Origin of the sequence: Bradyrhizobium sp. (genome assembly GCF_049519115.1) — a bacterium.
Lineage (GTDB): Bacteria > Pseudomonadota > Alphaproteobacteria > Rhizobiales > Xanthobacteraceae > Bradyrhizobium.
In genome coordinates this window covers 91,455-117,217 of record NZ_JBEKRB010000006.1, presented here as the reverse complement: position 1 = coordinate 117,217, position 25,763 = coordinate 91,455, and the positions used below count along the sequence as shown (strand labels likewise).

26 protein-coding genes are annotated in these 25,763 nt (G+C 61.2%); 10 read left to right on the top strand and 16 right to left on the bottom strand.

Translation table 11 applies throughout. From position 1 onward, the window contains the following. Positions 1-161: 161 nt before the first annotated feature. From ABSE61_RS07265 to ABSE61_RS07255, 3 genes are all read right to left on the bottom strand, one after another. The gene (locus ABSE61_RS07265) at positions 162-1,538 is read right to left on the bottom strand and encodes an ATP-binding protein (protein WP_423870411.1); all 1,377 of its coding nucleotides are present in this window, start codon (positions 1,536-1,538) and stop codon (positions 162-164) included. Positions 1,539-1,628: 90 nt separating this feature from the next. Next, positions 1,629-2,300: a response regulator transcription factor gene (locus ABSE61_RS07260; protein ID WP_423870410.1), complete on the bottom strand. Its 672-nt coding sequence runs from the start codon at positions 2,298-2,300 to the stop codon at positions 1,629-1,631. A 155-nt stretch (positions 2,301-2,455) separates the two neighbouring features. Continuing rightward, positions 2,456-3,127: a metallophosphoesterase gene (locus tag ABSE61_RS07255; protein WP_423870409.1), complete on the bottom strand. Its 672-nt coding sequence runs from the start codon at positions 3,125-3,127 to the stop codon at positions 2,456-2,458. Positions 3,128-3,371: 244 nt separating this feature from the next. Here ABSE61_RS07255 and ABSE61_RS07250 point away from each other — a divergent pair, with 244 nt between their 5' ends. After that, on the top strand, positions 3,372-3,734 hold the full coding sequence (locus tag ABSE61_RS07250) for a VanZ family protein (RefSeq protein ID WP_423870408.1): 363 nt from the start codon (positions 3,372-3,374) through the stop codon (positions 3,732-3,734). A gap of 536 nt (positions 3,735-4,270) precedes the next feature. Here ABSE61_RS07250 and ABSE61_RS07245 read toward each other — a convergent pair. Beyond that, a complete protein-coding gene (locus tag ABSE61_RS07245; protein ID WP_423870407.1) occupies positions 4,271-4,423 on the bottom strand; it encodes a hypothetical protein in 153 nt (50 codons plus the stop codon). Between the two features lie 288 nt (positions 4,424-4,711). Here ABSE61_RS07245 and ku point away from each other — a divergent pair, with 288 nt between their 5' ends. Beyond that, positions 4,712-5,677, top strand: a complete 966-nt coding sequence (gene ku / locus ABSE61_RS07240; RefSeq protein WP_423870406.1) for a non-homologous end joining protein Ku — start codon at positions 4,712-4,714, stop codon at positions 5,675-5,677. A gap of 12 nt (positions 5,678-5,689) precedes the next feature. Here the strand turns inward: ku and ABSE61_RS07235 are convergent, their stop codons facing one another. The 3 genes from ABSE61_RS07235 to ABSE61_RS07225 all read right to left on the bottom strand — a co-directional run bounded on the left by ABSE61_RS07235 (position 5,690) and on the right by ABSE61_RS07225 (position 8,380). Beyond that, positions 5,690-5,854 (bottom strand): Flp family type IVb pilin, encoded by a 165-nt coding sequence (locus ABSE61_RS07235; protein ID WP_423870405.1) that lies wholly within the window; start codon positions 5,852-5,854, stop codon positions 5,690-5,692. A gap of 295 nt (positions 5,855-6,149) precedes the next feature. Continuing rightward, positions 6,150-7,727: an MDR family MFS transporter gene (locus ABSE61_RS07230; protein WP_423870404.1), complete on the bottom strand. Its 1,578-nt coding sequence runs from the start codon at positions 7,725-7,727 to the stop codon at positions 6,150-6,152. Between the two features lie 137 nt (positions 7,728-7,864). Next, positions 7,865-8,380, bottom strand: a complete 516-nt coding sequence (locus ABSE61_RS07225) for a YcgN family cysteine cluster protein (RefSeq protein WP_423870443.1) — start codon at positions 8,378-8,380, stop codon at positions 7,865-7,867. A 353-nt stretch (positions 8,381-8,733) separates the two neighbouring features. Between ABSE61_RS07225 and ABSE61_RS07220 the strand changes: the two genes are divergently transcribed. Genes ABSE61_RS07220 through ABSE61_RS07210 form a run of 3 tightly spaced genes read left to right on the top strand, consistent with a single transcriptional unit; the run spans position 8,734 to position 12,102 of the window. After that, a complete protein-coding gene (locus ABSE61_RS07220) occupies positions 8,734-10,956 on the top strand; it encodes a transglycosylase domain-containing protein (protein WP_423870442.1) in 2,223 nt (740 codons plus the stop codon). A gap of 4 nt (positions 10,957-10,960) precedes the next feature. Next, the gene (locus ABSE61_RS07215; protein WP_423870403.1) at positions 10,961-11,539 is read left to right on the top strand and encodes a DUF1214 domain-containing protein; all 579 of its coding nucleotides are present in this window, start codon (positions 10,961-10,963) and stop codon (positions 11,537-11,539) included. Further along, positions 11,536-12,102 carry a DUF1254 domain-containing protein gene (locus ABSE61_RS07210; protein WP_423870402.1) on the top strand — a complete coding sequence of 189 codons (567 nt, stop codon included), beginning with the start codon at positions 11,536-11,538 and terminating at the stop codon, positions 12,100-12,102. The genes ABSE61_RS07215 and ABSE61_RS07210 overlap by 4 nt, the downstream gene beginning before the upstream one ends. Before the next feature lie 27 nt (positions 12,103-12,129). Here ABSE61_RS07210 and ABSE61_RS07205 read toward each other — a convergent pair whose 3' ends face one another. Continuing rightward, on the bottom strand, positions 12,130-12,909 hold the full coding sequence (locus tag ABSE61_RS07205; RefSeq protein WP_423870401.1) for a hypothetical protein: 780 nt from the start codon (positions 12,907-12,909) through the stop codon (positions 12,130-12,132). A 12-nt stretch (positions 12,910-12,921) separates the two neighbouring features. Beyond that, the gene (locus tag ABSE61_RS07200) at positions 12,922-13,119 is read right to left on the bottom strand and encodes a hypothetical protein (protein ID WP_423870400.1); all 198 of its coding nucleotides are present in this window, start codon (positions 13,117-13,119) and stop codon (positions 12,922-12,924) included. Positions 13,120-13,373: 254 nt separating this feature from the next. Here ABSE61_RS07200 and ABSE61_RS07195 point away from each other — a divergent pair, with 254 nt between their 5' ends. Then, entirely contained in the window at positions 13,374-14,363 is a 990-nt protein-coding gene (locus ABSE61_RS07195) for a DUF2336 domain-containing protein (protein WP_423870399.1), read from the top strand. Positions 14,364-14,388: 25 nt separating this feature from the next. Here the strand turns inward: ABSE61_RS07195 and ABSE61_RS07190 are convergent, their stop codons facing one another. Genes ABSE61_RS07190 through ABSE61_RS07180 form a run of 3 tightly spaced genes read right to left on the bottom strand, consistent with a single transcriptional unit; the run spans position 14,389 to position 17,318 of the window. Then, positions 14,389-14,733, bottom strand: a complete 345-nt coding sequence (locus tag ABSE61_RS07190) for a DUF1491 family protein (protein ID WP_423870398.1) — start codon at positions 14,731-14,733, stop codon at positions 14,389-14,391. 34 nt (positions 14,734-14,767) lie between these two features. After that, entirely contained in the window at positions 14,768-15,490 is a 723-nt protein-coding gene (locus ABSE61_RS07185) for a peptidoglycan-binding domain-containing protein (protein WP_423870397.1), read from the bottom strand. Then, entirely contained in the window at positions 15,483-17,318 is a 1,836-nt protein-coding gene (locus tag ABSE61_RS07180; protein WP_423870396.1) for an ATP-binding protein, read from the bottom strand. Before ABSE61_RS07180 ends, ABSE61_RS07185 begins: the two co-directional genes overlap by 8 nt. Positions 17,319-17,715: 397 nt before the next feature. On the opposite strand from ABSE61_RS07180, the gene ABSE61_RS07175 reads away from it, so the two are divergent. Together ABSE61_RS07175 and ABSE61_RS07170 are read left to right on the top strand one after the other, a co-directional pair. Continuing rightward, complete coding sequence (locus tag ABSE61_RS07175) at positions 17,716-18,129, top strand: DUF5330 domain-containing protein (RefSeq protein ID WP_423870395.1); 414 nt, start codon at positions 17,716-17,718, stop codon at positions 18,127-18,129. Between the two features lie 93 nt (positions 18,130-18,222). Beyond that, entirely contained in the window at positions 18,223-18,654 is a 432-nt protein-coding gene (locus tag ABSE61_RS07170) for a SufE family protein (RefSeq protein ID WP_423870394.1), read from the top strand. Between the two features lie 8 nt (positions 18,655-18,662). Here the strand turns inward: ABSE61_RS07170 and ABSE61_RS07165 are convergent, their stop codons facing one another. Both ABSE61_RS07165 and ABSE61_RS07160 read right to left on the bottom strand, forming a co-directional pair. Beyond that, on the bottom strand, positions 18,663-19,076 hold the full coding sequence (locus tag ABSE61_RS07165; RefSeq protein ID WP_423870393.1) for a Ros/MucR family transcriptional regulator: 414 nt from the start codon (positions 19,074-19,076) through the stop codon (positions 18,663-18,665). A gap of 119 nt (positions 19,077-19,195) precedes the next feature. Next, the gene (locus ABSE61_RS07160) at positions 19,196-20,008 is read right to left on the bottom strand and encodes a DUF308 domain-containing protein (RefSeq protein ID WP_423870392.1); all 813 of its coding nucleotides are present in this window, start codon (positions 20,006-20,008) and stop codon (positions 19,196-19,198) included. A gap of 295 nt (positions 20,009-20,303) precedes the next feature. Here ABSE61_RS07160 and ABSE61_RS07155 point away from each other — a divergent pair, with 295 nt between their 5' ends. Together ABSE61_RS07155 and ABSE61_RS07150 are read left to right on the top strand one after the other, a co-directional pair. Then, a complete protein-coding gene (locus ABSE61_RS07155; protein ID WP_423870391.1) occupies positions 20,304-21,956 on the top strand; it encodes a glycosyltransferase family 39 protein in 1,653 nt (550 codons plus the stop codon). A 115-nt stretch (positions 21,957-22,071) separates the two neighbouring features. Beyond that, the gene (locus tag ABSE61_RS07150; RefSeq protein ID WP_423870390.1) at positions 22,072-22,851 is read left to right on the top strand and encodes a class II aldolase/adducin family protein; all 780 of its coding nucleotides are present in this window, start codon (positions 22,072-22,074) and stop codon (positions 22,849-22,851) included. A 123-nt stretch (positions 22,852-22,974) separates the two neighbouring features. Here the strand turns inward: ABSE61_RS07150 and ABSE61_RS07145 are convergent, their stop codons facing one another. Both ABSE61_RS07145 and ABSE61_RS07140 read right to left on the bottom strand, forming a co-directional pair. After that, complete coding sequence (locus ABSE61_RS07145) at positions 22,975-24,375, bottom strand: M20/M25/M40 family metallo-hydrolase (RefSeq protein ID WP_423870389.1); 1,401 nt, start codon at positions 24,373-24,375, stop codon at positions 22,975-22,977. 58 nt (positions 24,376-24,433) lie between these two features. Then, entirely contained in the window at positions 24,434-25,684 is a 1,251-nt protein-coding gene (locus ABSE61_RS07140) for a glycosyltransferase family 87 protein (RefSeq protein WP_423870441.1), read from the bottom strand. Positions 25,685-25,763 lie beyond the last annotated feature (79 nt).

Below are 25,763 nucleotides of genomic sequence, written 5' to 3'. Positions count from 1 at the left end.
CCCGGACTACAAGCTTGTGTGGCGTGGACGGCAAAAAATACGTCCACAGGGCATTGTAAAAGCCGCGGCGTTAAGAAGTCGTTTAGGATGATCAACCCCAGAGGATGATTTTCTACATCACTCCATCAAAAGTTGTGCTTCTAGCCTGTATTTATGCGGCTTTATGCGGCCGGCAGCAGGAGTTCGGCCCGCAACCCGCCGGTCGGGGCAGGGCCAAGGGTCAGACTGCCGCCATAGAGCGCGGCGAGGTCGACCACGATCGATAGCCCGAGCCCAGATCCCGGCTTGGATTCGTCGAGCCGCTGGCCCCTGCGGGATACCTGGGCCCGCTCCATCTCCGAGAGGCCGCGCCCGTCATCATCGACGATAATTCGCAGCATCGGCGTCGCGCCGGGCTCGGTGGGCTCATCAACCAGAACCTCGATGAAGACACGCGAGGCCGCCCATTTGCAGGCATTGTCGACGAGATTGCCGACCATCTCCTCGAGGTCCTGCCGTTCGCCGCGAAACCTGGCCTTGGATCCGGAGGCCACTTCGATGGCGACGCCGCGGTCGCGATGGATTTTTTCCATGGTGCGGCGCAAGGCATCAACCACCGGACCGACCTCCGTGATGGTGCCGACGATGGTGAGGCGCGCTGCGATACGCGCGCGCTCCAGATGATGGGCGACCTGATCACGCATCACATCTGCCTGTTCGAGAACCTTGGCGGCAAACAGATCGGAAGAATGGCTAGCCGCCTCGTTGACGATCACCGACAGCGGCGTCTTGATTGCATGGGCCAGATTGCCGACATGGGTGCGGGCACGCTCGACGATTTCCCTGTTGGCGTCGATCAGGGCATTGGTTTCACGCGCCAGCGGCGCGATCTCGACGGGGAATTCGCCCTCGAGCCTTTCGGCGCGGCCGGACCTGATATCGGCAATTGAATCGGAAATGCGCTTGAGCGGGGCCAGTCCAAAGCGAACCTGGAAGATCGTGGTCAGCACCAGGACGATCGAAAGGGCCATAAACGTCCCGCCCAGATAGTAGTCGAAGTTGCGGGTCTCGTCGAAAATCTCCGATGCATCGCCGGCGACATCGACGAGGAACTTGCCGTCCGCGCCCAGATCGACCGGCCGTTCCACCATCCGCAGCGTCTGTCCCTCGGGGCCCTCGACGTAGCCGAGGCGGATGCCTGCCGCGCTCAGTTCGGCACCGTGATCCTCAAGCTTCGGCAGCTTCTTGTCCCACAGCGAACGAGATGCGCGCACCTCCTCCTTGTCGGAATCAGTGCGGATGATCTGCCAGTACCATCCCGACAGCGGCAGCTCGAACAGCGGCTCGCCTAACGACTGGAACTGACGATCGGGCGGCTCGTCGGGCGTTGCCACCTCGGCGACCAGCGTGCGCAGATAGAGGTTGAGACGTCGGTCGAACGCCCTCTCGGTGGCGTCACGGTAGACGGACGAAAGGATCACGCCGGTGATCAGCAGAATGACCACCACCCAGGCGGTCGCGGACAAAAACAACCTGGTCGCAAGCGAGCTGCGGCGCATCAGGGTGTCATCCCAAGCGAACTTCCGCGCGGCGTCGACATGGCTGAAAAACGGCTCATGTCCGAGCAGAGCACAACACGAGAGGCCCGATCAACCGCCCGTTGCCGGCGGCGTCAGCAAATAGCCAAGTCCCCTCACCGTCTGGATGATGTCGACATCGAGCTTCTTGCGGATGCGGCCGACGAAAACCTCGATCGTGTTCGAGTCGCGGTCAAAATCCTGATCGTAGAGATGCTCGACCAGTTCGGTTCGCGATACCACACGGCCGGTGTGATGCATGAGGTAGGCGAGCAGCCGGTATTCGTGCGACGTCATCTTGATCGGATTGCCGGATACGCTGACGCGGCCGGTGCGGGTGTCGAGCGACACCGGACCGCAGGTCAACTCCGATTGCGCATGACCGGTCGAGCGGCGGAGCAGCGCGCGAATTCGCGCCAGGACTTCCTCGAGATGAAACGGCTTTGCCACATAATCGTCAGCGCCGGCGTCAAAGCCTTGAACCTTGTCGCTCCAGCGATCGCGCGCGGTCAGAATGAGGACCGGCATCGAACGCCCGTTGCGGCGCCAGGCTTCCAGCACCGAAATGCCATCCATCTTCGGCAGGCCGATATCGAGCACGACCGCATCGTACGGCTCGCTATCGCCGAGGAAGTGCCCTTCTTCGCCGTCGAACGCGCGATCGACCACATATCCGGCGTCGGTCAGCGCCGTGGTCAGCTGGCGATTGAGATCCGGATCATCCTCGACGACAAGTAAGCGCACGCGGGTCTCCAATGCTGTTATCACCTTAGGCGCAATGATGAGCGTGACCGTCGTGAATGGGTTATGAACGACGGCGACCCGCAAGATTACTTTTTCTTCACAACGGCTTTCAACGACATTCCGGCCGCAAACCGGCCGAGCGGACCGTTAATTCGTTAACGTCCGGCCGGAGCGCCCTTGATGGTGATGAGATCGACCGGGCCGCCCGGACGCTCGTCGTCGAAAACGCCGATCGTCAGCCGCCCCGTTCGCCAAGCCAGCGTGTCGAGATTGGTTCGGCCTTCGTAAAGCAACGGGCCGTCGGGATGATTATCATGACCGTGGACAACGTGGAGATTGCCGAAGCCTTCCGAATATCCCTTGGGATAGCGCTTCCACAACAAGGTCTCCACGCTCTGAAGATCCAGCGGAGTTCCGGGATCGACACCCGCGTGCACGTAGAGGCGATGGGCATCGACGTAAAGCAGCCGCAGCCGATCGAGCCAGTCGATGTGGGACTGCGGCAAGCTGGTCGGCTCACCTCCGTAAGAAGCCAGAGCCGTATCGCCGCCTTTCGACAGCCAGGCCGCCATTGTCGAGTGGTCCCGCAATGCACCGATCATCATGGCATCGTGGTTGCCCTTTAAGCTCACAAGTTCAAAACCGCCGCTGACGCCCGATAGCAACCGGTCGATCACACCCTTGCTGTCAGGTCCTTTGTCGACGTAGTCGCCGATCGTGACAATGGTGCCGGTCTCGCCTTTGGATCGTGCGGCAATTTCGGCGAGCGCCTCGCTCAGCAAATCGAGGCGCCCGTGAATATCGGGGATGACGAAGGTCTGGGTCACGGTTCGCGCCGCGCCCACCGGTCCAATATCAACATCTGCAAGGTCCGTTTCACGTGGACATCCGCCCAAACCTTAGAATGAGGAACTCCTCCCAAACACAAGATTCCGATATGGCTTTGATTGAAATTGCGTGACATTGCCGCAGGCTTTTCGCCAGTAAAGCATGATGCCGATATTTTTTGAAACCGAACCGTGCCGCCTTCGAACAGGTTGAGCTCAGACCTCTTGTGGCTTACCTAAAGGCATGATTCACAGAATATCCGTCATCGCGGCCTGGCTGGCGCTCGGACTGATCGCGCTCGTAACGCTGTCGCCGATAGAAGCCCGCCCATCGCTTACGAGCGCGCATCTGGAGCATTTCGCCGCTTTTGCCCTGATCGGTTTCGCCTTTGCACTGGCTTACCCCAACCGCGTCGTGCTGGCTTTCGCGATCGTGGTAGGGGCGGCACTCGGCCTGGAGGCGCTTCAGCTATTGACCCTGGATCGCCATGGCCGCGCCGCGGATGCCCTGATGAAGGCGCTGGGCGGCATCAGCGGAATCTGTATCGGGCAAATGGCGTCTTTCCTGCTCCGCCTCAAGCCGGTTCCATCCGATCATTCGGTCTGAGCCGCCGATTCCGGCGACGGCCGTCGGTCTCTCAGAATCCCCCGATCAACAGGGGACCTGCAAAGCCATCGTCGGCATAAAACTCACACGCCGGAGCTGGCGCGTCACGGCGTGCGCCGATAAGCGCTAGAACGCCCGGCGTGGATGGCCAAAGGTCGAGATGCGCGGCGAGAGGCTCGCGAATTGCGATTGGCGACGTTGCGACCGCCAAGCGCGAACAACGTATCCGATGCCAAAACCCGCCACGAAAATCGACGACTGAAGGAGAAGAGTGAACATGGGATGCATCCGGTTATCCCCCCGCGCTTCTTCATCGCCCGGATGACGGGCGACATCATGATTTGAACTACGGAAGATTGCCCTACCCGCGTTGCGAAATCGTAACCGAACCGGGCAAACCTCACGACGCAATCATGCGCGATTCGTCATCGCCGAAAAACCGCAATAGTGCGAGACCGGATTAACACGGTGTTGGTAATCGACCAGCTGGCGGGAACCGCGATCGGATGTCGGCTCTTGCGTCGAGCGTTCGTTGTCTAGGTGCGGAAGAATACGAACCAGACGACACCCAGGATCAGAACGGCAAGGCCGGTGGAAACCGCCAAGAGCGCGAGCACGGAAGGTCCCGGCTCGGCTTGCCGCGCCTCGGTCGGGGTTTCAACGATTTGATGGTCTCGTTGCACTGCCATGGGGGCCCTCGATCTTACTTGTAGACGTTCGGCGTCCAGCGCTGCCGAGCACCAGGGCAACGCGTGATTTCCAATGATGTTCCGTACACTTGCAGATGCCGCAAAGCGGTATTCGGCAACATCGGGCGGCTATTGCGTGGCACGCCACATACGACATTCTTTCACTCGAGAGACAGCGCAACTCACGCCGGTTAACGCCGTTGTCAGATTCCCGTTGCGGCGTGTTTTAAACCCGCCCCGCCGGTGATATCGTTTGGTTTTTGGTATGTTGCGTCTGAGGAGTATCCCATGGCCCCCCGCGCCAATTGGAAGGGTTTCCTGCGTCTTTCACTGGTGACCTGCCCGGTTGCGCTTTATCCCGCGACATCGGATACCGAAAAGGTCAGCTTCAATCAGATCAACCGCAAGACCGGCCATCGTATCAAATACGCCAAGGTCGATGCCGATACCGGCGAGGAAGTCGCCAGCGACGACATCATCAAGGGCTACAAGGTCGACACCGACACCTACATCGAGGTCTCGAAGGAAGAACTCGAGGACCTGGCGCTCGAATCGACCCACACGATCGAAATCGACGAGTTCGTCCCCAAAACCGACATCGATACCCGGTACCTGATCCGTCCGTATTATCTCGTGCCCGACGGCAAGGTCGGCCACGACGCGTTCGCTGTGATCCGCGAAACCATTCGCAGCATGAACAAGGTCGCGATCGGCCGCGTGGTCCTGACCAACCGGGAGCACATCGTCGCGCTGGAACCGCTCGGCCAGGGCCTGATGGGAACGCTGTTGCGCTACCCTTACGAGGTGCGGAGCGAAAAGGAATATTTTGACGATATCCAGAACGTCAAAGTCACCAAGGATATGCTGGATCTGGCCAAGCACATCGTCGAAAAGAAATCCGGCTCGTTTGAACCCGACAAGTTCGAGGATCATTACGAATCCGCTTTGATCGACCTGATCGACAAAAAGCGCAGTGGCATCCGGCCGGCGGCCAAAGCCGCCCCCAAAACCGGCGGCAACGTCATCAATTTGATGGACGCGCTCAAACGCAGCCTGGCCAGTGAACGGCAGGTGCCTCCTGCCGCTTCCAAGGTCAAGGGCAAGAAGCCGAGGAAGCGGATCGAAGGCCAGCGCGAGATGCTTCTGCCGATCAGCGGCAAGCGTGCCGCCAAAGAGGAAGCCAAGACCGAAACCAAGGCCCCAGCCGCAAAAAAGCCCGCGCGCAGTTCGGCACGGGCCAAAAAAGCCGGATAGAGCGAAGCGCCGTTACTTCAGCGACGTATTGATCGAGGTGAATTTGCCGTTGACGGTGCTGCCAACGCTGTTGACGGCCGTGAGGATCACGATGCTGAGGCCGACCGCGATCAGGCAGTACTCAATTGCCGTCGCCCCGGACTCGTCGTTCAGGAATCGTGAAATCAGCTGCCGCATCAAAAACTCCCGCTCGCAGACCCTGAGCGCTTGCACCACTTCTAATAGTGCTGAAATCTAAATTCGATTGGTTACAGGTGCATTGAAGAAGAGCCTGAATGGCCCATTAATCAAAACCGCGTCCGGTACGCGATTTTTTGATAACCCCTTATTCGAAATGGAAAATCCGGGCGACGTCGATCGCGAACGCGGCTTCGATCGCCCGATGCGGCTTAAAAAATTTATCACGTGAAGAAGCTCAACCGTCGGGCACCATGACCATCGCGCCCCGCCCGCGTATGAACGCCGACCCGGTCTATTCAGCCATTTCGGTCGGCTGCGCGGGGCCGGCCAGCGGCCGTTCTTCCATCAGGATCATGCAAATCGACGCGGCGACCATCATGGCCGCGGCGGCGCCGAACACATAACGGAAGGCGACGATCATATCGGCGGGCGAAACGGCGTTCACGAGACCACGATGCTCGCCCGAAAGCGAAATGTCGGCGCCGAGCGCCATCAACAGAATGGCCGAGAACACCGCAACCGTGAACGACGCCATCAGGGCACGAAAGAAGTTGGTCGCCCCTGTAATGGTGCCGATCTGCGAGCGCGCGACCGCATTCTGCGACGACACGGTTGATACCGGAAACGCCGTGCCCAACCCCAATGCGAATATGGACAGCAGCACCAGCAGCAGCCAGAGCGGCATCGGTGCGAGCATCAGGGCCGCGGCCGTGGCGGCGGCCACGAGCGTACCGATAATCGCAACCCGCTTATAATGCCTGGAGCGCGACATGGTTCGCCCGGCAATCGCGGCCCCGCCTGTCGAAACCGCAGCCAGCGGGATCAACGCCATGCCCGCTTCACTTGCGCTGAGATGATAAGCGCCTTCGTAAAATAGCGGCAGGTAAACCGTCAGCCCGAGCATCGCGCCCATGGCGAAGCCGCCGCAAACCATGGCGTAAGGCACCACCGTTCCTCCCATCAATGACAATGGCAGGAACGGCTCGTCAGCCCGCAAAGCGTGCCACACGAAAGCAAGCGTCAGCGCGATCGAGGCTCCGATCATCGCGATGATAACCGGCGACAGCCAGAGATAACGGTTGCCGCCCCAGGTCAGCACCAGCATCACCACGACGGCGGCCGCCATCAGCAGAAGACCGCCGAGCCAGTCGACCTTGCGGCGCCGGTGGAAAACCGGGATCTTGCCCATCTTCGGCAACAGCATCGCCAGCGACGTCAGGCCGAGCGGGACGTTGATCCAGAAAATCATCGACCAGTGGAGATGTTCGGCAAACACGCCGCCGAGGATCGGTCCGCTGATTCCCGCCGCCATCCAAACGCCGCTGAAATAGGCCTGATACTGGCCGCGCTCGCGCGGCGTCACGACGTCGGCAATCACGGTCTGAACGATCGGCAGAATGCCCCCGCCACCGAGGCCCTGAAGGCCTCGCGCGATGATCAGGACCGTCATGCTGGGAGCGACGGCGCACAGGATCGAACCCGCGATAAACAGACCCATCGAGGTGATGATCGTGGCACGGCGGCCGTAAATGTCGCTCAGCGTGCCGAACACCGGCGCCACCGCGGTCGATGCCAGCAGATAGGCCGTAATGATCCATGAGAGGCTGGAAACATCTCCGAACTGCCGTCCGATGGTCGGCAATGCCGTCGCAACGATGGTCTGGTCGAGTGCGGCCAGAAACATCGTCAGCATCAGGCTCATCAAGATGGTGCGGACTTCGCTCTGCGTCAGCGGCGAAGGCGGCACGATCGGCGGCGCGTCGCTGATATCAGGGATGTCCGCAGGCACCACCGTTGGCTCGCTGGCGAGAGCCTCGGACAATGTTTGCTGATCGGCCGATGGACGGCCCTGCGGTTCGAACTTGTTCATGCGGAGGTTATGCCGGAGCGGGCAGCGGTTCTCGCCGCCACGAAATATGGGGTCTATTTACGTGGCGAATCGGGGCTGCGGCAGCGGGTCGGGCGCATGGGTGCGTCCCGGTGAGGGCGCAAGATAGCCCACTATGGTCAGGATGACGGGCGCTTTTTCAACCGGGCACGTTTCGGCAAAAGCGCCGGCCACTGCACGATATGATCTTCCAGATCTTCGTCGGCGATCTCGTTTTCGGTTCCCTCCACGCGTCCGCGTACGGAAACGCCGGCTTCATGAACCGTGTTGGGGTCGCCTGAAATCAATGGATGCCACCAATAGAGATCACGGCCTTCGGCAACCAGGCGATAACCGCAACTTGGCGGCAGCCAATTCAACGTGCGCACATTGGCAGGCGTCAGTCTGACGCAGTCGGGAACCTGTTCGGAACGATGCTGATAATCCTTGCAGGCGCAAAGGCCTGCATCGAGAAGTTTGCAGGAAACGTGAGTGAAATAGATTTTGCCGGTGTCTTCGTCCTCAAGCTTTTCGAGGCAACAGCGGGCACAGCCATCGCACAGACTTTCCCATTCCGTCTCCGACATCTCCTCCAACGTCTTGGTTTTCCAAAAGAATCCCTCCTGTCCGGAAGGCGGCTTGGGCTTTTCGGTCACGGGCTTGAGGTTTTCGGGCGCTTTTCGCATGTGCCCTTCTAGGGGCAGCGTGCGCGGGTATGCAAGTGGCAGGACGCCAGTGCCTCGCGAAGTTCGGCCGGCATTATCCCTCCCCGTGGAAATGTGAGCCCGGCCATTGGTTTATCGTCCCCGCTCGGCTAGATAGAAGCGTGGCAGGCGGGGCACCGATATGCCTTGGGTTTGCCGCAACATTCCCGCAAGGTTTGAGGCTCCTGCACCGCAAGCGGTGATCGACTTCAAATCGAAAACGACACCGGGATTCCGGTTTCAGGTAACGCCTGCCCGTGCGCAAGATCGATCTCACCGAATGGAGAAAGAAAATCCGGCACTGGATGCTGGATCTGGACGCGCGCATCGATTCGACGTTGTTCTCGACCGGCAAAGGCAGCCGCGAGCTCTATGAGCGGTATTCCGCCTTCATGGACCGCTTTTATGTCGGCCGCTGGAAACGCTGGGTTTTCATCGAGCCGTTGTCGGAAGCCGCCACCCTGGGTCTCGGCGGTTTGATCCTGATGCTGGCGCTGGCGGTGCCGGCATTCCGCGAGACGGCCGACGAGGACTGGCTTAAGAAATCCGATCTCGCGGTGACCTTCCTCGATCGCTACGGCAATCCGATCGGCAGCCGCGGCATCAAGCATAACGATTCGATTCCGCTCGAGGATTTCCCGGACGTCCTGATCAAGGCGACGCTCGCGACCGAAGACCGCCGTTTTTACGACCACTTCGGCATCGACGTCGCCGGTACGGCGCGTGCGATCGTGACCAACGCCCAGGCCGGTGGTGTACGCCAGGGCGGCTCGTCGATCACCCAGCAATTGGCGAAGAACCTGTTCCTGAGCAACGAACGCACGATCGAGCGCAAGGTGAACGAAGCTTTCCTGGCGATCTGGCTGGAAACGCGGCTCACCAAAAACGAAATTCTCAAACTCTATCTCGATCGCGCCTATATGGGCGGCGGTACCTTCGGCGTCGACGGCGCGGCGCATTTCTACTTCAACAAGTCGGCGCGCGACGTCAATCTTTCGGAAGCGGCGATGCTTGCGGGATTGTTCAAGGCGCCCACCAAATATGCGCCCCACATCAACCTGCCTGCCGCGCGTGCCCGCGCCAACGTCGTGCTCGATAACCTAGTCGATGCCGGCTTCATGACCGAAGGCCAGGTATTCGGCGCGCGGCGCAATCCGGCGACCGCAGTCGACCGCCGCGACGAGAATTCGCCGAACTACTATCTGGATTGGGCCTTCGACGAGATGCGCAAGCTCGTCGACACCTTCCCGAAATCCTACAACGAGCGCGTTTTCGTGGTTCGCACCTCCATTGACATGAACGTGCAGCGCGCCGCGGAGGAAGCCATCGAAAACCAGTTGCGGCAGTTCGGCCGCGACTACCACGCCACGCAGGCTGCCACCGTCGTCTCCGACCTCGACGGCGGCGTGCGCGCCATGGTCGGCGGCCGCGACTATGGCGCCAGTCAGTTCAACCGTGCGACCGACGCGTATCGACAACCCGGCTCGTCGTTCAAACCCTATGTCTACACGACCGCGCTGCTAAACGGCTTCAAACCGACTTCGGTCGTGGTCGACGGTCCGGTTTGCATCGGCAACTGGTGCCCGCAGAACTATGGGCACTCCTATTCCGGCGCGGTCACCCTGACGCAGGCGATCACACGCTCGATCAATGTCGTTCCGGTGAAACTGTCGATCGCGCTCGGCGGCAAGGCGCCGAATCCGGCCAAGGTCGGCCGCGCCAAGATCGTGGAGGTTGCGCGCCGCTTCGGCATCAAGGCGCCGCTGCCCGATACGCCCTCGCTGCCGATCGGTGCCGACGAAGTCACAGTGCTCGAACATGCGGTCGCCTATGCGACATTCCCCAACAAAGGAAGGTCGGTGACGCCGCACGCGGTGCTGGAAGTTCGTACCGGCGCCGGAGATCTGGTCTGGCGTTTCGACCGCGACGGCAAGAAGCCGCTGCAGGCTATTCCGTCTTCCGTCGCAGCCGACATGGCCGAAATGATGAGCCATGTCGTCAGCGAAGGCACGGCGCGACGCGCTGCACTGGACGGCATCCCGACCGCCGGCAAGACCGGCACCACCAATGCTTATCGCGACGCCTGGTTCGTCGGATATACCGGCAATTTCACCTGCGCCGTCTGGTACGGCAACGACGATTATTCCGCGACCAATCGCATGACCGGCGGCTCGCTGCCGGCACAGACATGGCACGACATCATGGTCGCCGCGCATCAGGGCGTCGAGATCAAGGAAATTCCGGGCATCGGGATGGGCACGAAACTTCCGCCCTCACCCTCTGCCGCTGTGATAGCGGCCAATGGCGGTCCGAAGCCTGCGGAGATCAAACCCCCGCCGGTTCTCACCAAGCGTGGTGCGGACATCCTGGTGCGCGTGGAAAAGCTGCTTGACGACGCGGCCAGGTCCGCCGGCGAGCCCTCCAAACCGACCAAGCCTGTGTCCTCGACCTCCGCTGGATTCACAGACAGTTTTGCTTCGGCGTTGCCCGAGAGCCCCGCGGCCTCGCCCGCTCCGCGCAAGAATTAAAAACGTGCGATTGATATTCGTCACCCTGCTGGCGCTGATCCTCGCCGCCGTCGTCGGCCTCGGCGCCACGTGGATGACGGCAACCCGCGGCACCGATCTCGGCACGCTGACGATCGGCGCCTGGACCGCACGGCCGAGAACCGGCACCGCCGACGTCGACCCATATTCGCGCGCATCCATTGCCCGCAGCGGCGAACTGCCGGTTGGCACCGGCGATGGCGTTGCATTCTCGGCCACCAGAGACGATCGCAAGCGGTTGCTTGACGGCCGCTGCGACGTGGTGGTGAGCGGAATTACGCCGGCGGCGCGGTTTTGGACGCTGACGCTCTACGATTCACGAGGACGGCTGGTCTCAAATTCACTGCAACGCTACGGCTTCACCAGCCAGGAAATCATCCGTGGCGCGGACGGCTCGTTCGAAGTGCGGGTCGCGTCACGATCCCGCTCCGGCAACTGGCTGCCGACCGGCGGAATCGAGCGCTACACGCTAGTTCTGCGGCTCTATGATACGCCGGTCGGCGTTGCGACGCGGACCCAGCGCGACGCCCCGATGCCCGCTGTCGCAACTGTGGGCTGCCCATGATCCGGCTGTTGTTCACGATCATCGCCGGCCTGCTCCTGGGCGCCATCGTGCATCTGGTCAGCGTGCTGGCGCTGCCACGCATCGCGAGCCAGGACGCCTATTCCCGCCTCGCTCCGATCACGAAACTCAATACCGTCACACCCCTGCCCTTGCCGGATCCTTCCGCGGCCCCGCTGCCGTTCATGGATCCTGCCTTTGCGGTTGCGATCTGCCGTTACGATCTGTCGGGAGGGCCGATCAAGCTCACGGTGCCCGTGAGCCAGGCCTATACGTCGGTGTCGTTCTATACCCGCAATGAACTGGCCTACTATGCCATCAACGACCGCTCGGCCGGGCGCAAGGTGATTGAACTCGACCTGATGACGGAAGCCCAGCACGCCGCTTTACCGGAGGACGAGGACGTCACGGCCGCGGACCGGCTGATCATCGATTCTCCGAGCGCCGCCGGATTGATCGTGATGAAGGCGCTGGCGCCGGAACCGGGCCTGATGCCGCAAGCGCAGGCGACGCTCGCCGCATCGAGCTGCAAGGTGCAGACCGAGCCGACGCCAACCAAACGCTGAGCTAGCGGCAGTTCTTCAGGCGGATTTTCAGCCGCGGGAGGTGAGCTTGTAGCCGGGGACGGGCTGTATCGCGACGGGCGGATTGGCGGCCAACCCGGCAAGTTCGTTGAGAAGCCGGTCGGCTTCCGCGGCCATACCGTCGGGCGCCTGGACCACCAGCCGCTCCAGCGCCCAGCGATACGACGAAATTCGCCGCTCCTGGCATTGCTGGACCCATTGCACGATCAGCGTGTTCTCTTCCATGCGGGCGACCGCGTCCCCGCGCTCTCGCGGCGACAATTGCGAGACGTGAGCGAGGCTGGCATTGCGTTTGCGGTCGAGGTCGAGCACCCGGGCAGCGGTGGAATAGAACGGTTCGAAGCGGGTGATGTCGTCGCGTATGTCGTCGATCAACTGCGAATATCGCGAGGCGTCCGAGCGGTGGGGCTCGTCGATCAACTGCCGCCCATAGGCCGTGCGATCAAAGGCGACCTTCTCCCGCCATGGCGCAGCCGCAACCTGGTAGTCGCCGAACACGGCCTTCCAGGCAGGCCGCGAATGCGGCGGCTCGATCACCGGATAGGCCTGATCGCGAAGCTGTCTTTCGCCATCGGTGAGCTGGAATTGCGAGGCTTTCATACCGACGCTGCCGGTCACCTCGGCACCTAGCCAGCGATGCATGTCGTCGTTGCGGAAATCCTCGCGGCTACGTCCGAAATCGCCACCGCTACAGCCGGCGAGCATCAGGCCTGAGGTGAGCAACATCAGCGCCGATAGGCCAGCTGACGGTTGACGCCCGACCCGGATCAAAAACAATGTGTCGGGCATACCATCCGGCTTTCAGCGTCGCCGACGACGACGGCCGGGAGCCGTCCCCTGCTCCGGCCCGCGATCGCCGCTGGTTTCTTCAACCTGACGCTCGATCCGGATTACGGGAAGGATCACGACCGTTCCCGTAACCTTCTGGGCGGCGCCATCCATGGTTGGGCCCAGCCGCCGCGATGCCGCATCCGCTGGAAATTCAATGATGGTGCCCATGCCCAAACTCTCTCCGGTTGCCGCTCTCACGCGATTTGCAGCGACGGCCGTCATTAAGAACAGGACGTGGTTAACGGCTTCTTAATTCGCGGGCGTCCCTCGATTTGATGTCGGACCGTTGCACGGCGATCACGCCAGCCGACAGAAGTGGCGAGATATCGGCCCCGCCTTTTCACGGATTGTTTTCCTTAACGCGGTATTAAAGCAACTGACCTAGGCTTTCGCGAGATTTAATCAATCGCGTATCCCTCAAGATGACCACGCCTCCGCTGTTCTCAGGCTTTGACGGTTTGATGAACCTCTCCCACCGAGAGGGCGTCGACATCCGTCCCACCTTGCTCCGCGTTCTCGCCGATCTCTACGTTCAGACGACCACCCATAGCGAGCAGGAAGCCCGGCAGTTCGTCGAACTCACTTCCCGGCTGATCGATCAGGTTGACGACGCCACGCGTGCGGCCGTGCGGGCGCGGCTTGCGGTGTATCCGGCGACACCCGCCCCGGTCCTGAAACAACTCGGGCTCAAACCGTCCGCTCCCGATCCGCGCGTGCCGTTCGCCCGCGAGATTCCCGCGCGCTTGATTTCAGAGACTGTCGCCGCACCGGAGCCGGCTAGGACCGCGCGTGAGGCTTCGTTGCCGATGGTCTCGAAGCTGTCGATGCAGCCGAAAGACGCGGCGGAAATCAGCAGTCTTTTTTTCGGCGCAGCCTCATCCGAGCGGGCCTTGATCCTGCACAATCTCTCCGAGACGCCATTGAAGGCCTCGCCGCGTGTTCCCGCCCAGCGCGCGCAACGCTCGATCGAAGCGTTGGAAATGGCCGCCTTTGTCGCCGATGTCGAAAACTTCACGCTCGAGCTTGGCGAAACCCTGATCTTGCCCTGGAAGATCGCGACCCAGGTGGTCAACGATCCGACCGGCGAGCCACTCGCTTGCGCCGCCAAGGCGCTTGGCATGCCGAGTCCGGTGTATCAGCGGGTTCTGCTTTTCCTGAAACCCGAGATCGGCACGTCCGTTCACACCGTGTATCGGCTCTCGCGTCTCTATGACGTGCTGAAGGAGCAATCGGCGCTGATTATGCTCGCCGCCTGGCGCGGCTCAACGATGATGACGACGCGTGCCAAATACCGCCCCGCGCTGTACGACGACGAGCGCAACCGCGCGCGTCCCGTTGCGACTCAAACCCGGACAACCCCGCAGCCCGCAAACAATGTAGCGGCAGGTTCTTCGCAGAATTCCCGGCGCTAATTGACGCTAATCTAAAGGCTCGAGATCAATCCCGCGACAGGTCGAGAAAGTGCCGGCCGGAACGGTCCTCGGTCTCGACGATCCACGCGTCCGGATCAAACCGGATTTCCTTCTGAAGACGTTCCTCCACGGACGGCTCCGGCAGCGGCTCTTTCGAAGTCGGCATGAAAAGCCGCTCGATTGGCCGGCTATCGTCGTAAACCGCCTGCGGCGCCGGCACGTAAAGCATCGCTTTGCCGTCGAGCGACGCCACCTTGACGAAGACAGCACCCGCCTCCTCCGCACCTCGCCGGCGTACCGCGCCGAATACGCCCGCGGTTTGGCAGCGGCGCAAATAGGCCGCGACCCATATGCTTGATTTCAATCGCATGAACGGAAGATAGGCTAACGGAAGGAACCAGTCACTACTCGATCGAATGACCGATCGTGGCGGCGAGTTCATGCACCAGGCGATCGGACACCTGGCCCGTGACTGGCAGCCTGCGCGCCTTCTCGAACTTCTGGATCGCGGCTTGCGTATCCGGTCCGACGACGCCGGTCGGCTTCAACTGGCCATAGCCGTATTCGGTCAACGCACGCTGCACCGCGGCCACGCGGTGCGAACCGCCGTTTGAGACCGGCACGCTGTCGACGCGGGAAGATACCGGCACCGTCATCGGCGGCCGCGGGATATTGGCTGTCGCCGCCTGCACCGTGCTGGTCGTCTTGACCAGACTGGTCATGGGATCGGCAGCTTTGGGATCCGCAGCTTTGGGATCGGCAGCTTTGGGATCGGCGGCTTTCGGGTCGGCCGGCCTGGTTTCGGACAATACAGTGTCGGCCTCGACCGGCCGCGGCCGTGGCAACAGACTGGCGGGAACCGATGCGACCACAGGCGACGCACCCGCGGGCAAGGTGGTGAGCGTGCCGAACATCGGCGCCGGATGGCGTCCGGCCTGCATGAACAGCGCGTTGGCGACAATGGCTACAATGGCGGCAAGCGCGAGCGCGCCCGCGATCACGTCCTTCGGGCTATGAAGAAAAATGCGCATCACCAGACCGTGTTCGGAATCCGGCTCGACCGCGGCTTCCCTGGAGCCACGGCGGCGGCGCGGCATATCATCGTCACTGGTGCGTTTCCTAGGCACTTTTCTTCACCTGGAGGGCTTGTTCTGGTGTGGCGGGGCGCGCCGGCGGGGCCAGCGTTGCGATGTTGCTCGAGAGTTGCGCGGCCTGCGGGGTCAGTGGCAGCGTAACGGCAAAGGTGGTGCCTTCGTCAACTCGGCTCTGCACGGTCATGTCGCCGCCATGCAGGGCAACGAGGCTTTTGACAATCGACAACCCAAGACCGGTGCCTTCGTGGCGGCGCTGATAGGTCTTGCCGGCCTGAAAGAATGGATCGCCGATCCGTTTGAGGTCGTCGGCCGCGATGCCGACGCCAGTGTCGGCGATGCGAATAACGAGCCGCGCACTGTCGACGGCCGCCGACACGGTCACGGCGCCGCCGCGCTCGGTGAATTTGACGGCGTTGGCGACGAGGTTAAGTACGATCTGCTTGAACGCACGCGGATCGCCAATCATGACAGGCAAATCGTCCGGCACCCGGGTGACGAGATCGATGCAGTTTTCCCGGGCCTTGAGCGCCAGGAGGTTGCAGCAATTGATCAGCGCCGCCCGCGGCGCGAACGGCTCCGGCATGATCTCGAAATTGCCCGACTCCATCTTCGACATGTCGAGAATGCCGTTGACGACCGACAACAGGTGCTGGCCCGAATCGTTGATCAACTGGGCATATTCCTTGCGGCGCGTCGCATCCAGCATTAGCGCGTCCTCTTGCATGATCATTTCGGAGAATCCGATAATGGCATTGAGAGGCGTGCGCAACTCGTGACTCATCGTGGCAAGGAAGCGTGTCTTGGATGCGTCCGCCTGTTCCGCCGCCGCCCGGGCCAGATCCAGTGCGCGTTCCTGATTTTTTCGATCGGTGACGTCGCGCATCACCGCGACCACTTCGGCCTCGGACGTTTTTGACGTCGGCGATAGCTGTTCCAGCGGCCGGCATCGCATCTCTACCCAGATGAAATTCACCTGACCAGACTGCCCTGCCTCACGTCCGCGGATCACATCCCGCTTCAGTCGGAATTCGACGCTTTGCGCCTCACCTCCGCGCGCCGCATCCGAAAGTGCGGTCAGGTAGGCCGGACGATCGGCGACATGGACGCGATCGAACAGGCCATAGCCGATGAGACGCGAGGCCGACGCTCCCAACAGCGCCTCCGCGGCCGGCGATATGAAACGTACGGCGCCGTTACGATGATGGCGGGAAATCACGTCGCTCATGTTATGGGCGAGCAGCCGGTAGCGCTCTTCTTCGACATAAAGCAGCGAAGCGCTGGTGCGTGCGAGCAGTTCGGCTCCAAAGGCGAGACCTGCGGCATAGAGCGTCGCCGACGCCACGCCGAACGCCGTCAGGACGGCGCGCAGGTCCGGAGCGACGTCGGTTGCCGGCAGCAACTGGAAATGACCAAGGACGATCAGCAGGGAAACGCAAGTCAGCGTCAGCGCGGAGGCAAACGCAACCACCCGGCGCGATGCCGAAATCGCGGCTTCCATCGGCACGACCACGAGCCAGATCGCGGCGAACGATCCGATGCCGCCGGTGACCGAAGCCAGCGTCATGATCAGTCCGGCAAACGTCAGCGACGACAGGAGGCAGGCTCCTTCGTAGCGGCCGGTGCGCGACAAGAACCATGACAACAGAATGGGTGCGATCAACCAAGCGAAGGCCGTCACGCCGAGCGCCGTAGGTGCGCCGTGCATGGCGAGGTAGACTGGAAATGCAGCAAACGCCGTCAGGCTTCCCAACAGCCGCGGAGCGATGAAGGCGCGGTGGCGCGCGCGCGCCAGCACATCGTATCGCGCCGACGGGTGCAGCAGCGCATCTAGGCAATCGCGAATGGTACTCAGAATTGTCACAGCTTCCGTGCTTTTCGCCTGCGCGTCGAACAGACGCCCCGGAACGTCCCCCTTGTCGTAATCGCAACCTGTCAGAGCGACATTAAATGAACGCTAAGGCGGCGTGAGGGTGCGGCTAAAGACCGTATCTCCACGACGCTTTCGGCGCCCGATGCGACGGTCAATCAACGCAGATGGTGAACGGTAGGTTTCCGGCGATAGACCGATATGGTTTCGAAATGGTGGACGGGCGTCGATATCCTTCGCCGCATCCCATCAATTGAAAATTTACGTCGAATCGAATCGATCGATTTTTTCGTCGAATCTTCCCGATTTAACCTCAATGCAAACACTTGCGACTTATCGCTGTTAGTCGGGATTGAAGCGGCGGAACCAGAAGGACCGCCGGAGTAGCAAGATGTTTTTTCTGCTTCGCTTGGTATTTTGGGTTGGACTGGTGCTCGTACTGTTGCCGAGGGACAAAGCCCCGGACACGGACAAGGCGCCGCAAATCAACGCGTCCGAAGCAATCTCTGCGGCAACCGCAGCCGTCAACGACATGAGCCAGTTCTGCAAGCGCCAGCCGGCCGCATGCGAAGTGGGCGGCCAGGCCGCGACCGTGATCGGCCAACGCGCCCAGGGCGGTGCGCGAAAAGTATATCAGTACATCACCGACAAACCTGACAAGTCGGACAAACGTGCGCCCGATCACACCGGCTCGATCGCCGGCATGGAGAGCGCCGAGGGCGCGCAGTCTGATGTCGCGCACGATACGCTGACGCCCGACGATATGCAGATCGAATGGCAGGGCGCTCCGCCGCCGTCACGGTAAGGCCCGAGAAAACGGGAACATTCTCTTCGATCATACGATATCGCTTTCGGCCGCCTTCAGACCTATATAGGGTTTTCAAGGTTGAGCACGATCATGACGACAATTGACGAGATCAGGGAAAATTTCGAGCTGCTGGAGGATTGGGACGACCGTTACCGGTACGTCATCGAACTCGGCCGGACGCTCGAACCGATGCCGGAAGCCGAGCATTCGGCTTCCAACAAGGTGCAGGGTTGCGCCAGCCAGGTTTGGCTCTCCAAGAGCCTCGAACGCAGCGATACCGGTGGAGCATTGCTGAAATACCTGGGCGACAGCGACGCCCATATCGTGCGTGGACTGATCGCGATCCTGCTGACGCTATATTCGGGCCATACCCCGCAGCAAATCCTCGCGACAGATGCGATTTCCATATTCAACGAATTCGGATTCCGCGAACATCTGACGCCGCAACGCTCGAACGGCCTGCGTTCGATGGTCGAGCGCATCCGCACCGATGCGCGGGAAGCCTTAGCGGCGGCTTCGTAAGATACGACCTACTTGCGCCGCCGGCGTTGCTGACCAAGCCCCATTTTCTTGGCAAGCTGCGAACGGGCCACCGCGTAGTTGGGCGCGACCATCGGGTAGTCCGGCGGCAGCCCCCATTTTTCCCGGTACTGTTCGGGCGTCATATTATATTGCGAGCGCAGATGCCGCTTCAGCGACTTGAAGCGCTTGCCGTCTTCAAGACAGACCAGATAATCGGGCGTCATGGATTTTTTGACGGACACCGCCGGCCTTGCCGGTTCGGTGGGCGTCTCGGGCCGGCCGGTGGACACCCGCACCAGGGCCGCATGAATCTGATTGATCAGACCCGGAATTTCCGCTGCCGGCGTCGGATTGTTGCTGACATAGGCGGAGACGATATTCGCCGTCAGATCGACGAAATTCTTGCCCGCGGTATCGTTCATGGCCTAGGCCTTGTGATCTTCATCACGCACGTCATCTCTACGCCGATTCGCGATTTGACTATCAGCCGCTCGACAAATATGAGCGGAATAACTTTTCCAGCAAGAGCGGATTTGCGCTCTCATGGGCGCTGGTCGAGATGGGCGCGCAATTCGTCAATCGAAGCAAAACGCATCATACCTTCCGGCATCTGGGCTTCGATCGATCCGTCTGAATATAATGAATAGGCCATTCCATCGACCACGCCGGACTTCAGCACCGTCACCGGCGGCTGATCCTCGACGACCGGAGCCTGACGGGTAGCCGCCGCGGTTTCGCTGAACGTCGAGGGCGCGCGCGGGCCGCGCCGTGGCAGTGGCGCATCGGCCGGCCTCGCCCGTTCCGATTTCGGCCAGGCGTCCTCGAACGTCGGGGGTGGAGGTTCACTGATCTCCATCGGCGGCGCGGTCAATTCGGGACGAAGCTCGGCGACGGAGGGATCACGCCCCTGGGCGCGCTCACGCTCCCGGCGGGAGCTCGAGGAAAACATCAAATTGCGCCGCGGTTTGACGGCCGGCGGCTCGGGCGGCGACGGCGCTTCCTGACGCGGATGATCGCGCCCGGCTGCCTCTTCGAGCCAGGGCGCGGACGGCGAAGGTCCGCCAGCCCCCGCGACGCCCGGTTCAGCGCCCGCCGGAACCTCCGGCAACGCTGCCGGTTGCCGGGCATTGCCCTTCTCAAGAGAAGGACCGGCGCCTGGCCGTCCAGCCATGTTTTTCAGCTCTTTGACGACAACCCACAGGCTCAGGATGATCAGCCCGGTGCAGGCGGTGACCGCGCCAGCCAGAATCAGCGTATTGCCAAGGCCGAACTCGTTGATCGGGATCCCGAAACCGATCGCTAGAAAACCTGCCAGCAGGCAGGCGATCCCGGCGACCAACATTCCAATCGTCATCAAACCTACCCCTAGGCCGCGCCTGACCGTGCGCACAGCAGCCCCTGCACAAGCCCCCAACGCCACGATACCGTCATATTACACGCCCCGCCAACGGCAATTGCCCGGGCAATTCTGATAGTTGGGGACCGTGGAACCCTTAATTAACGGCCAAACCGCTGCTTCGTTGCGTCGCAGTAGGCGAATTACGCCACAATTGCCAATTACTTGGCAGCCGAACTGCGCTATATGGCTTGCCGGGGAAAGAGGCTCAAAGCGCTAAACTGGGCCAAGGGACACCGGGTAACCGATAGCTATGTCATCAATTGCGGCCTCGGCTCTCGATACGCCTTCGCGGCGCTCGATGGAGCGGACTTGCGACGACGCCGCGATGCTGGTGTTGGTTGCGGTCGGATTGGTCGCGAGCTTCACTTTTCGCGACTACGGCCTCGGTTGGGACGACTACACCCACGCCGAATATGCCGATTTGTTGCTGCGGATGTACCGCTCCGGGTTCAAAGACACCGGAGCGCTGTCTTTCGCCAACCTCTATATGTATGGCGGCGGATTCGATATGGCCGCGGCGCTGCTGCACAAGATCATCCCGCTCGAATTGTTTGAAACGCGGCGGCTGCTCGGCGCCATCGTCGGCATCATCGGCCTCGCCGTGACCTGGCGATTGGGCCGGCGTGTCGGCGGCCCGTTGGCCGGACTGGCGGCGCTATTGCTTCTGGCGCTGTGCCCGACCTTCTACGGCCACATGTTCATGAATCCGAAGGATGCGCCGTTTGCCGTGGCAATGGTGATCCTGATGCTCGGTCTGGTTCGCCTGGCCGAAGAATATCCGCATCCCTCGCCGCGGACGGTTCTGATCGTCGGCCTTGGCGCCGGTCTGTCGATCGGCTCGCGCATTCTTGGCGGCCTGGCGCTGGTCTATGCGTTAGCCGGCTTTGTGCCGATGCTGATCGAAGAGGTTCGCACGCACGGCGCGCGCGAGGCTTGCAGGCGATTTGTGCAGATGGCTTACGCGCTGTTGCCCGGCCTGCTCCTCGGCTATCTCGTGATGGGATTGATCTGGCCGTGGTCGATCATCGAACCCGAGCATCCCTTCCAGGCTGCCACCTATTTCTCGACGTTCTTCGAAAAGCCGTGGAAGGAAATGTTCAACGGCACCATCTTCGCGGTCCCGGACATGCCCTGGTCATATCTTCCGACGCTGTTCGCCTTGCAGCTTCCGGAAGTTCTGCTGGCGCTGACCGCTGCGGGAATCGTTGGTAGCATCCTGGCGTTACCGCGCAGCGACGTGCCGGCACGCCGCAAGACGATCCTTTTGATGCTGACCTTGGCGGCGGTGCTGCCGATCGCGATCGCCATCCTGAAACGGCCCGCGCTCTACAACGGCATCCGCCACTTCATCTTCGTCATTCCGCCGATGACGGTGCTTGCGGGCCTGGCCTTCGCGCGCGGAATGGACTGGCTGAAAGAAAATCGCCGCAACTGGCAGCCGGCAGCTCTCACCGTGTTCGCGTGCGGCCTGCTGCTGCCGCTTGGCGAAATGATCCGCCTGCACCCCTATCAGTACACCCATTTCAACCATATCGCCGGCACCGTGCGCGGCGCGGACGACCGCTACATGCTCGATTACTGGGGGCTGGCATTCAAGCAGGCCTCCGACAGCCTGCGCGAGCAGCTCGACGGGCGGCATGAAACTCCGCCGCCTGGACACAAGTGGAATGTCGCGGTGTGCGGGCCGCACCGGGGAGCACAAGTCGCACTTGGTCCCGGTTTCACCATCGGCTGGGACAGCCACGTGGCCGACTTCGCGATGACGCTCGGCGAATTCTACTGCAAGGGCCTCATCAGCGCGCCGATCATGGTTGAAATCAAGCGCGACGACGTGGTCTATGCCCGCGTCTACGATATCCGTGGGCGCAGCATTTCGAGCCTGTTGACGATGCCGCCGCCGTAAAACGGCGCTGCCTGTGGCCTAAGAAGCATAACTGCCAATTACGCAACACGCCTTGTCGCCAGCCGATGGCAAGAATAGGTTTGCAACAATCCAGCGATCAACAGGAGACCCCGTCATGTCGCCAGCGGAAGCTCGTCTGAAGGAAGTACCGTCGGGAATGACGGAAGCCGAGTGGAGCCAGCGCGTCAACCTTGCCGCCTGCTACCGACTGATTGCCTATTACGGCTGGGACGATCTGGTCGATACCCACATCTCTGCGCGGGTGCCCGGGCCGGAACATCATTTCCTCATCAATCCTTACGGGCTGATGTTCGACGAAATTACCGCCTCCAGCCTGGTCAAGGTCGACCTCGACGGCAACCTCCTCAGTAAGACCCCGTACCATATCAATCCGGCCGGCTTCACCATCCACTCGGCGATACACGAAGTCCGCGAGGATGCCGGCTGCGTCATTCATTTGCACACGCCGGATGGCACGGCCGTGGCAACAAGCGCGGAAGGCCTGCTGCCGCTTAACCAGACCGCACAGCTCGTCACCTACGATCTTGCCTATCACGACTATGAAGGCATCGCGCTCGATCATGATGAGCGTCCGCGCCTGCAACGCGATCTCGGCGCCAAAAATCACATGCTGTTGCGCAATCACGGCACGCTGACGGTCGGCCGTTCGGTCGCTTCCGCCTTTGAACGCATGTTCCATCTCGAGCGGGCCTGCACCATGCAGGTGCGCACCCGGATGCTGGGACCTTCGGCCTATCCCGTCGATCCTGATGTCATCGACAAAAACACGCGGCTACTTGCCAACCCTGAGCGGCAGGAGCTGCGTTCGACCACGCTGGTTTGGCCGCCGCTGTTGCGCAAGCTCGACCGGCTGGACCCGAGTTACAAGAATTGAAAAATTAAGAAAACCGGTGTAGAGTTTCGCTCACATACCTCTGCACACCGAATCCAAACGCCGTCCAATTCCGGACGGCGTTTTTGCGTTCGGCCCCCGATCGCTATCGGTTGCGGGTGAAATCTATTCCGCTAGCGCTGCGAGAATTCTGGCCCAGGAGCGAATGCCCTTGTGGAAACTCCTGAGGTCGTATTTCTCGTTCGGCGAATGAATGTTGTCGTCGTCGAGCGCGAAGCCCACCAGGAGCGAGTCAAGACCGAGCGTGCGCTTGAAATCGGCCACGATCGGGATCGAAGCGCCCGATCCCATCAGAACCGCATCCTTACCCCATTCTTCCGCCAGAGCGCGTCGCGCAGCCGCCAGCGGCTTCATATTCCAGTCGAGCGCCACCGCGGGTGCGTTGGAGTGATCGATGAATTCCGCACGGCAATCGCCGGGCAACCGCGCCGTGACGTAATCGCGGAAAGCCTGGCGAATCTTGTCGGGGTCTTGCCCCTCGACCAGCCGGAACGAAATCTTGGCGGAAGCTTCCGCCGGGATCACGGTCTTCGAGCCCTCGCCGATATAGCCGCCGACGATGCCGTTGACGTCGCAGGTCGGGCGCGAAGAAACCTGTTCGATCAACAGGCGGCCCTTCTCACCGGCCGGAATCGACAGGCCGATGGGTTTAAGAAATTTTTCGGGGGTCAGATCGAGCTTCCGCCACTGGTCCAGAACGTCTGAGGGCACATCTTTCACGCCGTCATAGAAGTCCGGAATCGTGATGCGGCCATTGTCGTCGAAAATGCCGCCGAGAATGCGGGTCAAGACGCGGATCGGGTTTTGGGCGCCACCGCCGAAAATGCCGGAATGCAGATCGCGGTTGGCGGCCTTGATCTTTACCTCCTGGTAAACGAGGCCCCGCAACGACGTCGTGATCGCCGGCGTATTCGGATCCCACATGCCGGTATCGCAGACCAGCGCATAGTCCGCCGCAAGGTCGGCCTTGTTTTTTTCAAGGAACGGAACGAAGTTTTTCGAGCCGACCTCCTCTTCGCCTTCGATCACGATCGTCAGGTCGACCGGCAACGATCCTGTCACCGACTTCCAGGCACGGCACGCCTCGACAAAGGTCATCAACTGTCCCTTGTCGTCCTCCGCGCCGCGCGCAACGATGATTTTCCGCCCATCCGCGTGATCGATAATGGCAGGCTCGAATGGCGGGCGATGCCAAAGGTTCAGGGGATCGACGGGCTGCACGTCGTAGTGGCCATAAAACAGAACGTGCGGCCGTCCACCGCTCGACTTCCCGTTGGATTTGGCGACCACGGCCGGATGCCCATCGGTCGGCCTCACTTCACAGGCGAACCCGAGCGAGGCGATATCCTTCGCCAGGTGATCGGCCGCGACCTTGCATTCGCCGGCAAAGGCAGGGTCGGCCGAGATCGACTTGATCCGCAGCAGCGCAAACAACCGCTCGAGGCTGTTGTCGAAATCGGCATCGATGCGCTCAAGAACTTTTTGAAGCTGCGCGGCGTCGGACATTTCCGATCCTCCTTCGTTGGCGGGAGTTTTCTTAACTCACTTTACGGCAGATGGCACTTTACGGCACACGGCCGGATGCGGACAAGGAGCCGGCGGGAGCTGTCGAGGAGCTAGCCTTGTCTTCCGGCGGATACAGAAGGTGCCAAGCCAGGCCCGCGGCCATCACGACAGTTGCGAGGAAATTGTTTCCGTAAGCCTGCCAGTCATGCGGAAACGGCGGAAGCGACAGGCAAACCAGAAAGCCCGAGATGGCCAGCGCGATCCATGTTCCCGTGCGCACGCTAGCACGGGGATCATAGGCCGCCCGATGGATCAGAACGGTGAGCGGGAAAAACAACCATATAAAGTAATATTGGCGCGCCAGCGGCGAGGCAACGGTCATGAGGCAGAACAGAATGCCGAACTCCTCGGCATCCGATCGGGGCGTTCTCCGCTGTCGCGAAGGCATCACGGCAATGAAGCCGAGGCCGATGATAAGCGAGACGCCGATGACGATCCAATTGGAGGTCTTGAAGTCGAGATCGAGCAAATTCATGTAACCCGGCGCCGTGTTCGGGTTGTCCTGGTTGTAATCGACCGGACGCGTCAACCGGTGCGTCAACGAAATGATGGACTGGTTCATCCACGACCAGTTCTGATCGTCGCGCTTTCCGAAGCCCGCTTCCGAACTCGATCCGACCATTCCCTGATACCAGGTCTTCAGCTCGGAAATATTGTGCTGAAAGCCGCGCACAGGCGCTGGAATGACGATCAGGAAAACGGCGAGAAAGATCGCCGTGCTCGCGGCCGCCGCCCATTGCCGCCGCCACACCAGATATGGAAGCACGGCTACCGGAAAGACCTTGATAGCGGTTGCGAGCGCAAACAGGCTTCCCGAACTCCAGGAGCGCCCCTGTTGCAGGAGCCAGAAACCCAACAGCATCAGCGCCAGCAAAACCAGATTGGGCTGTCCGAGATCAAACATGTCAAAGGTGAACGAGATCATGGCGATCGACGGCAGCGCCGCCAACCAGGGACTTGGGACCTCGCCGTCGCCTGCCATCGCGTTTGAAAGCTGCGCCACGATCCACCAGGCGGCGACGTTGAGCAGCGACAGACAAATATAAAGTGGAATTTTTCCGAAGAAGGCCGGGATCGCCAGCAGGATCGCCGCCGGCGGCGGATACAGAAAAGCGAAAGCGGCCTGGGGGTCGTGCGGATAGAGGTCGCCACCCTGCAAGACCTGCTGGCCGGCCCAGAACCACAGCGGATAATCCTTTGTCTTACCGTGGCCGAAAATCTCGGGACCGAGAACGTCAGCGGTCAAGATGAAGCAGCAGACCAGGAAAAGGATATCCAGCGGCGCCCGTAACGACGGAAGTCTCAAAACGCGTCACTTTCTGAAAGTT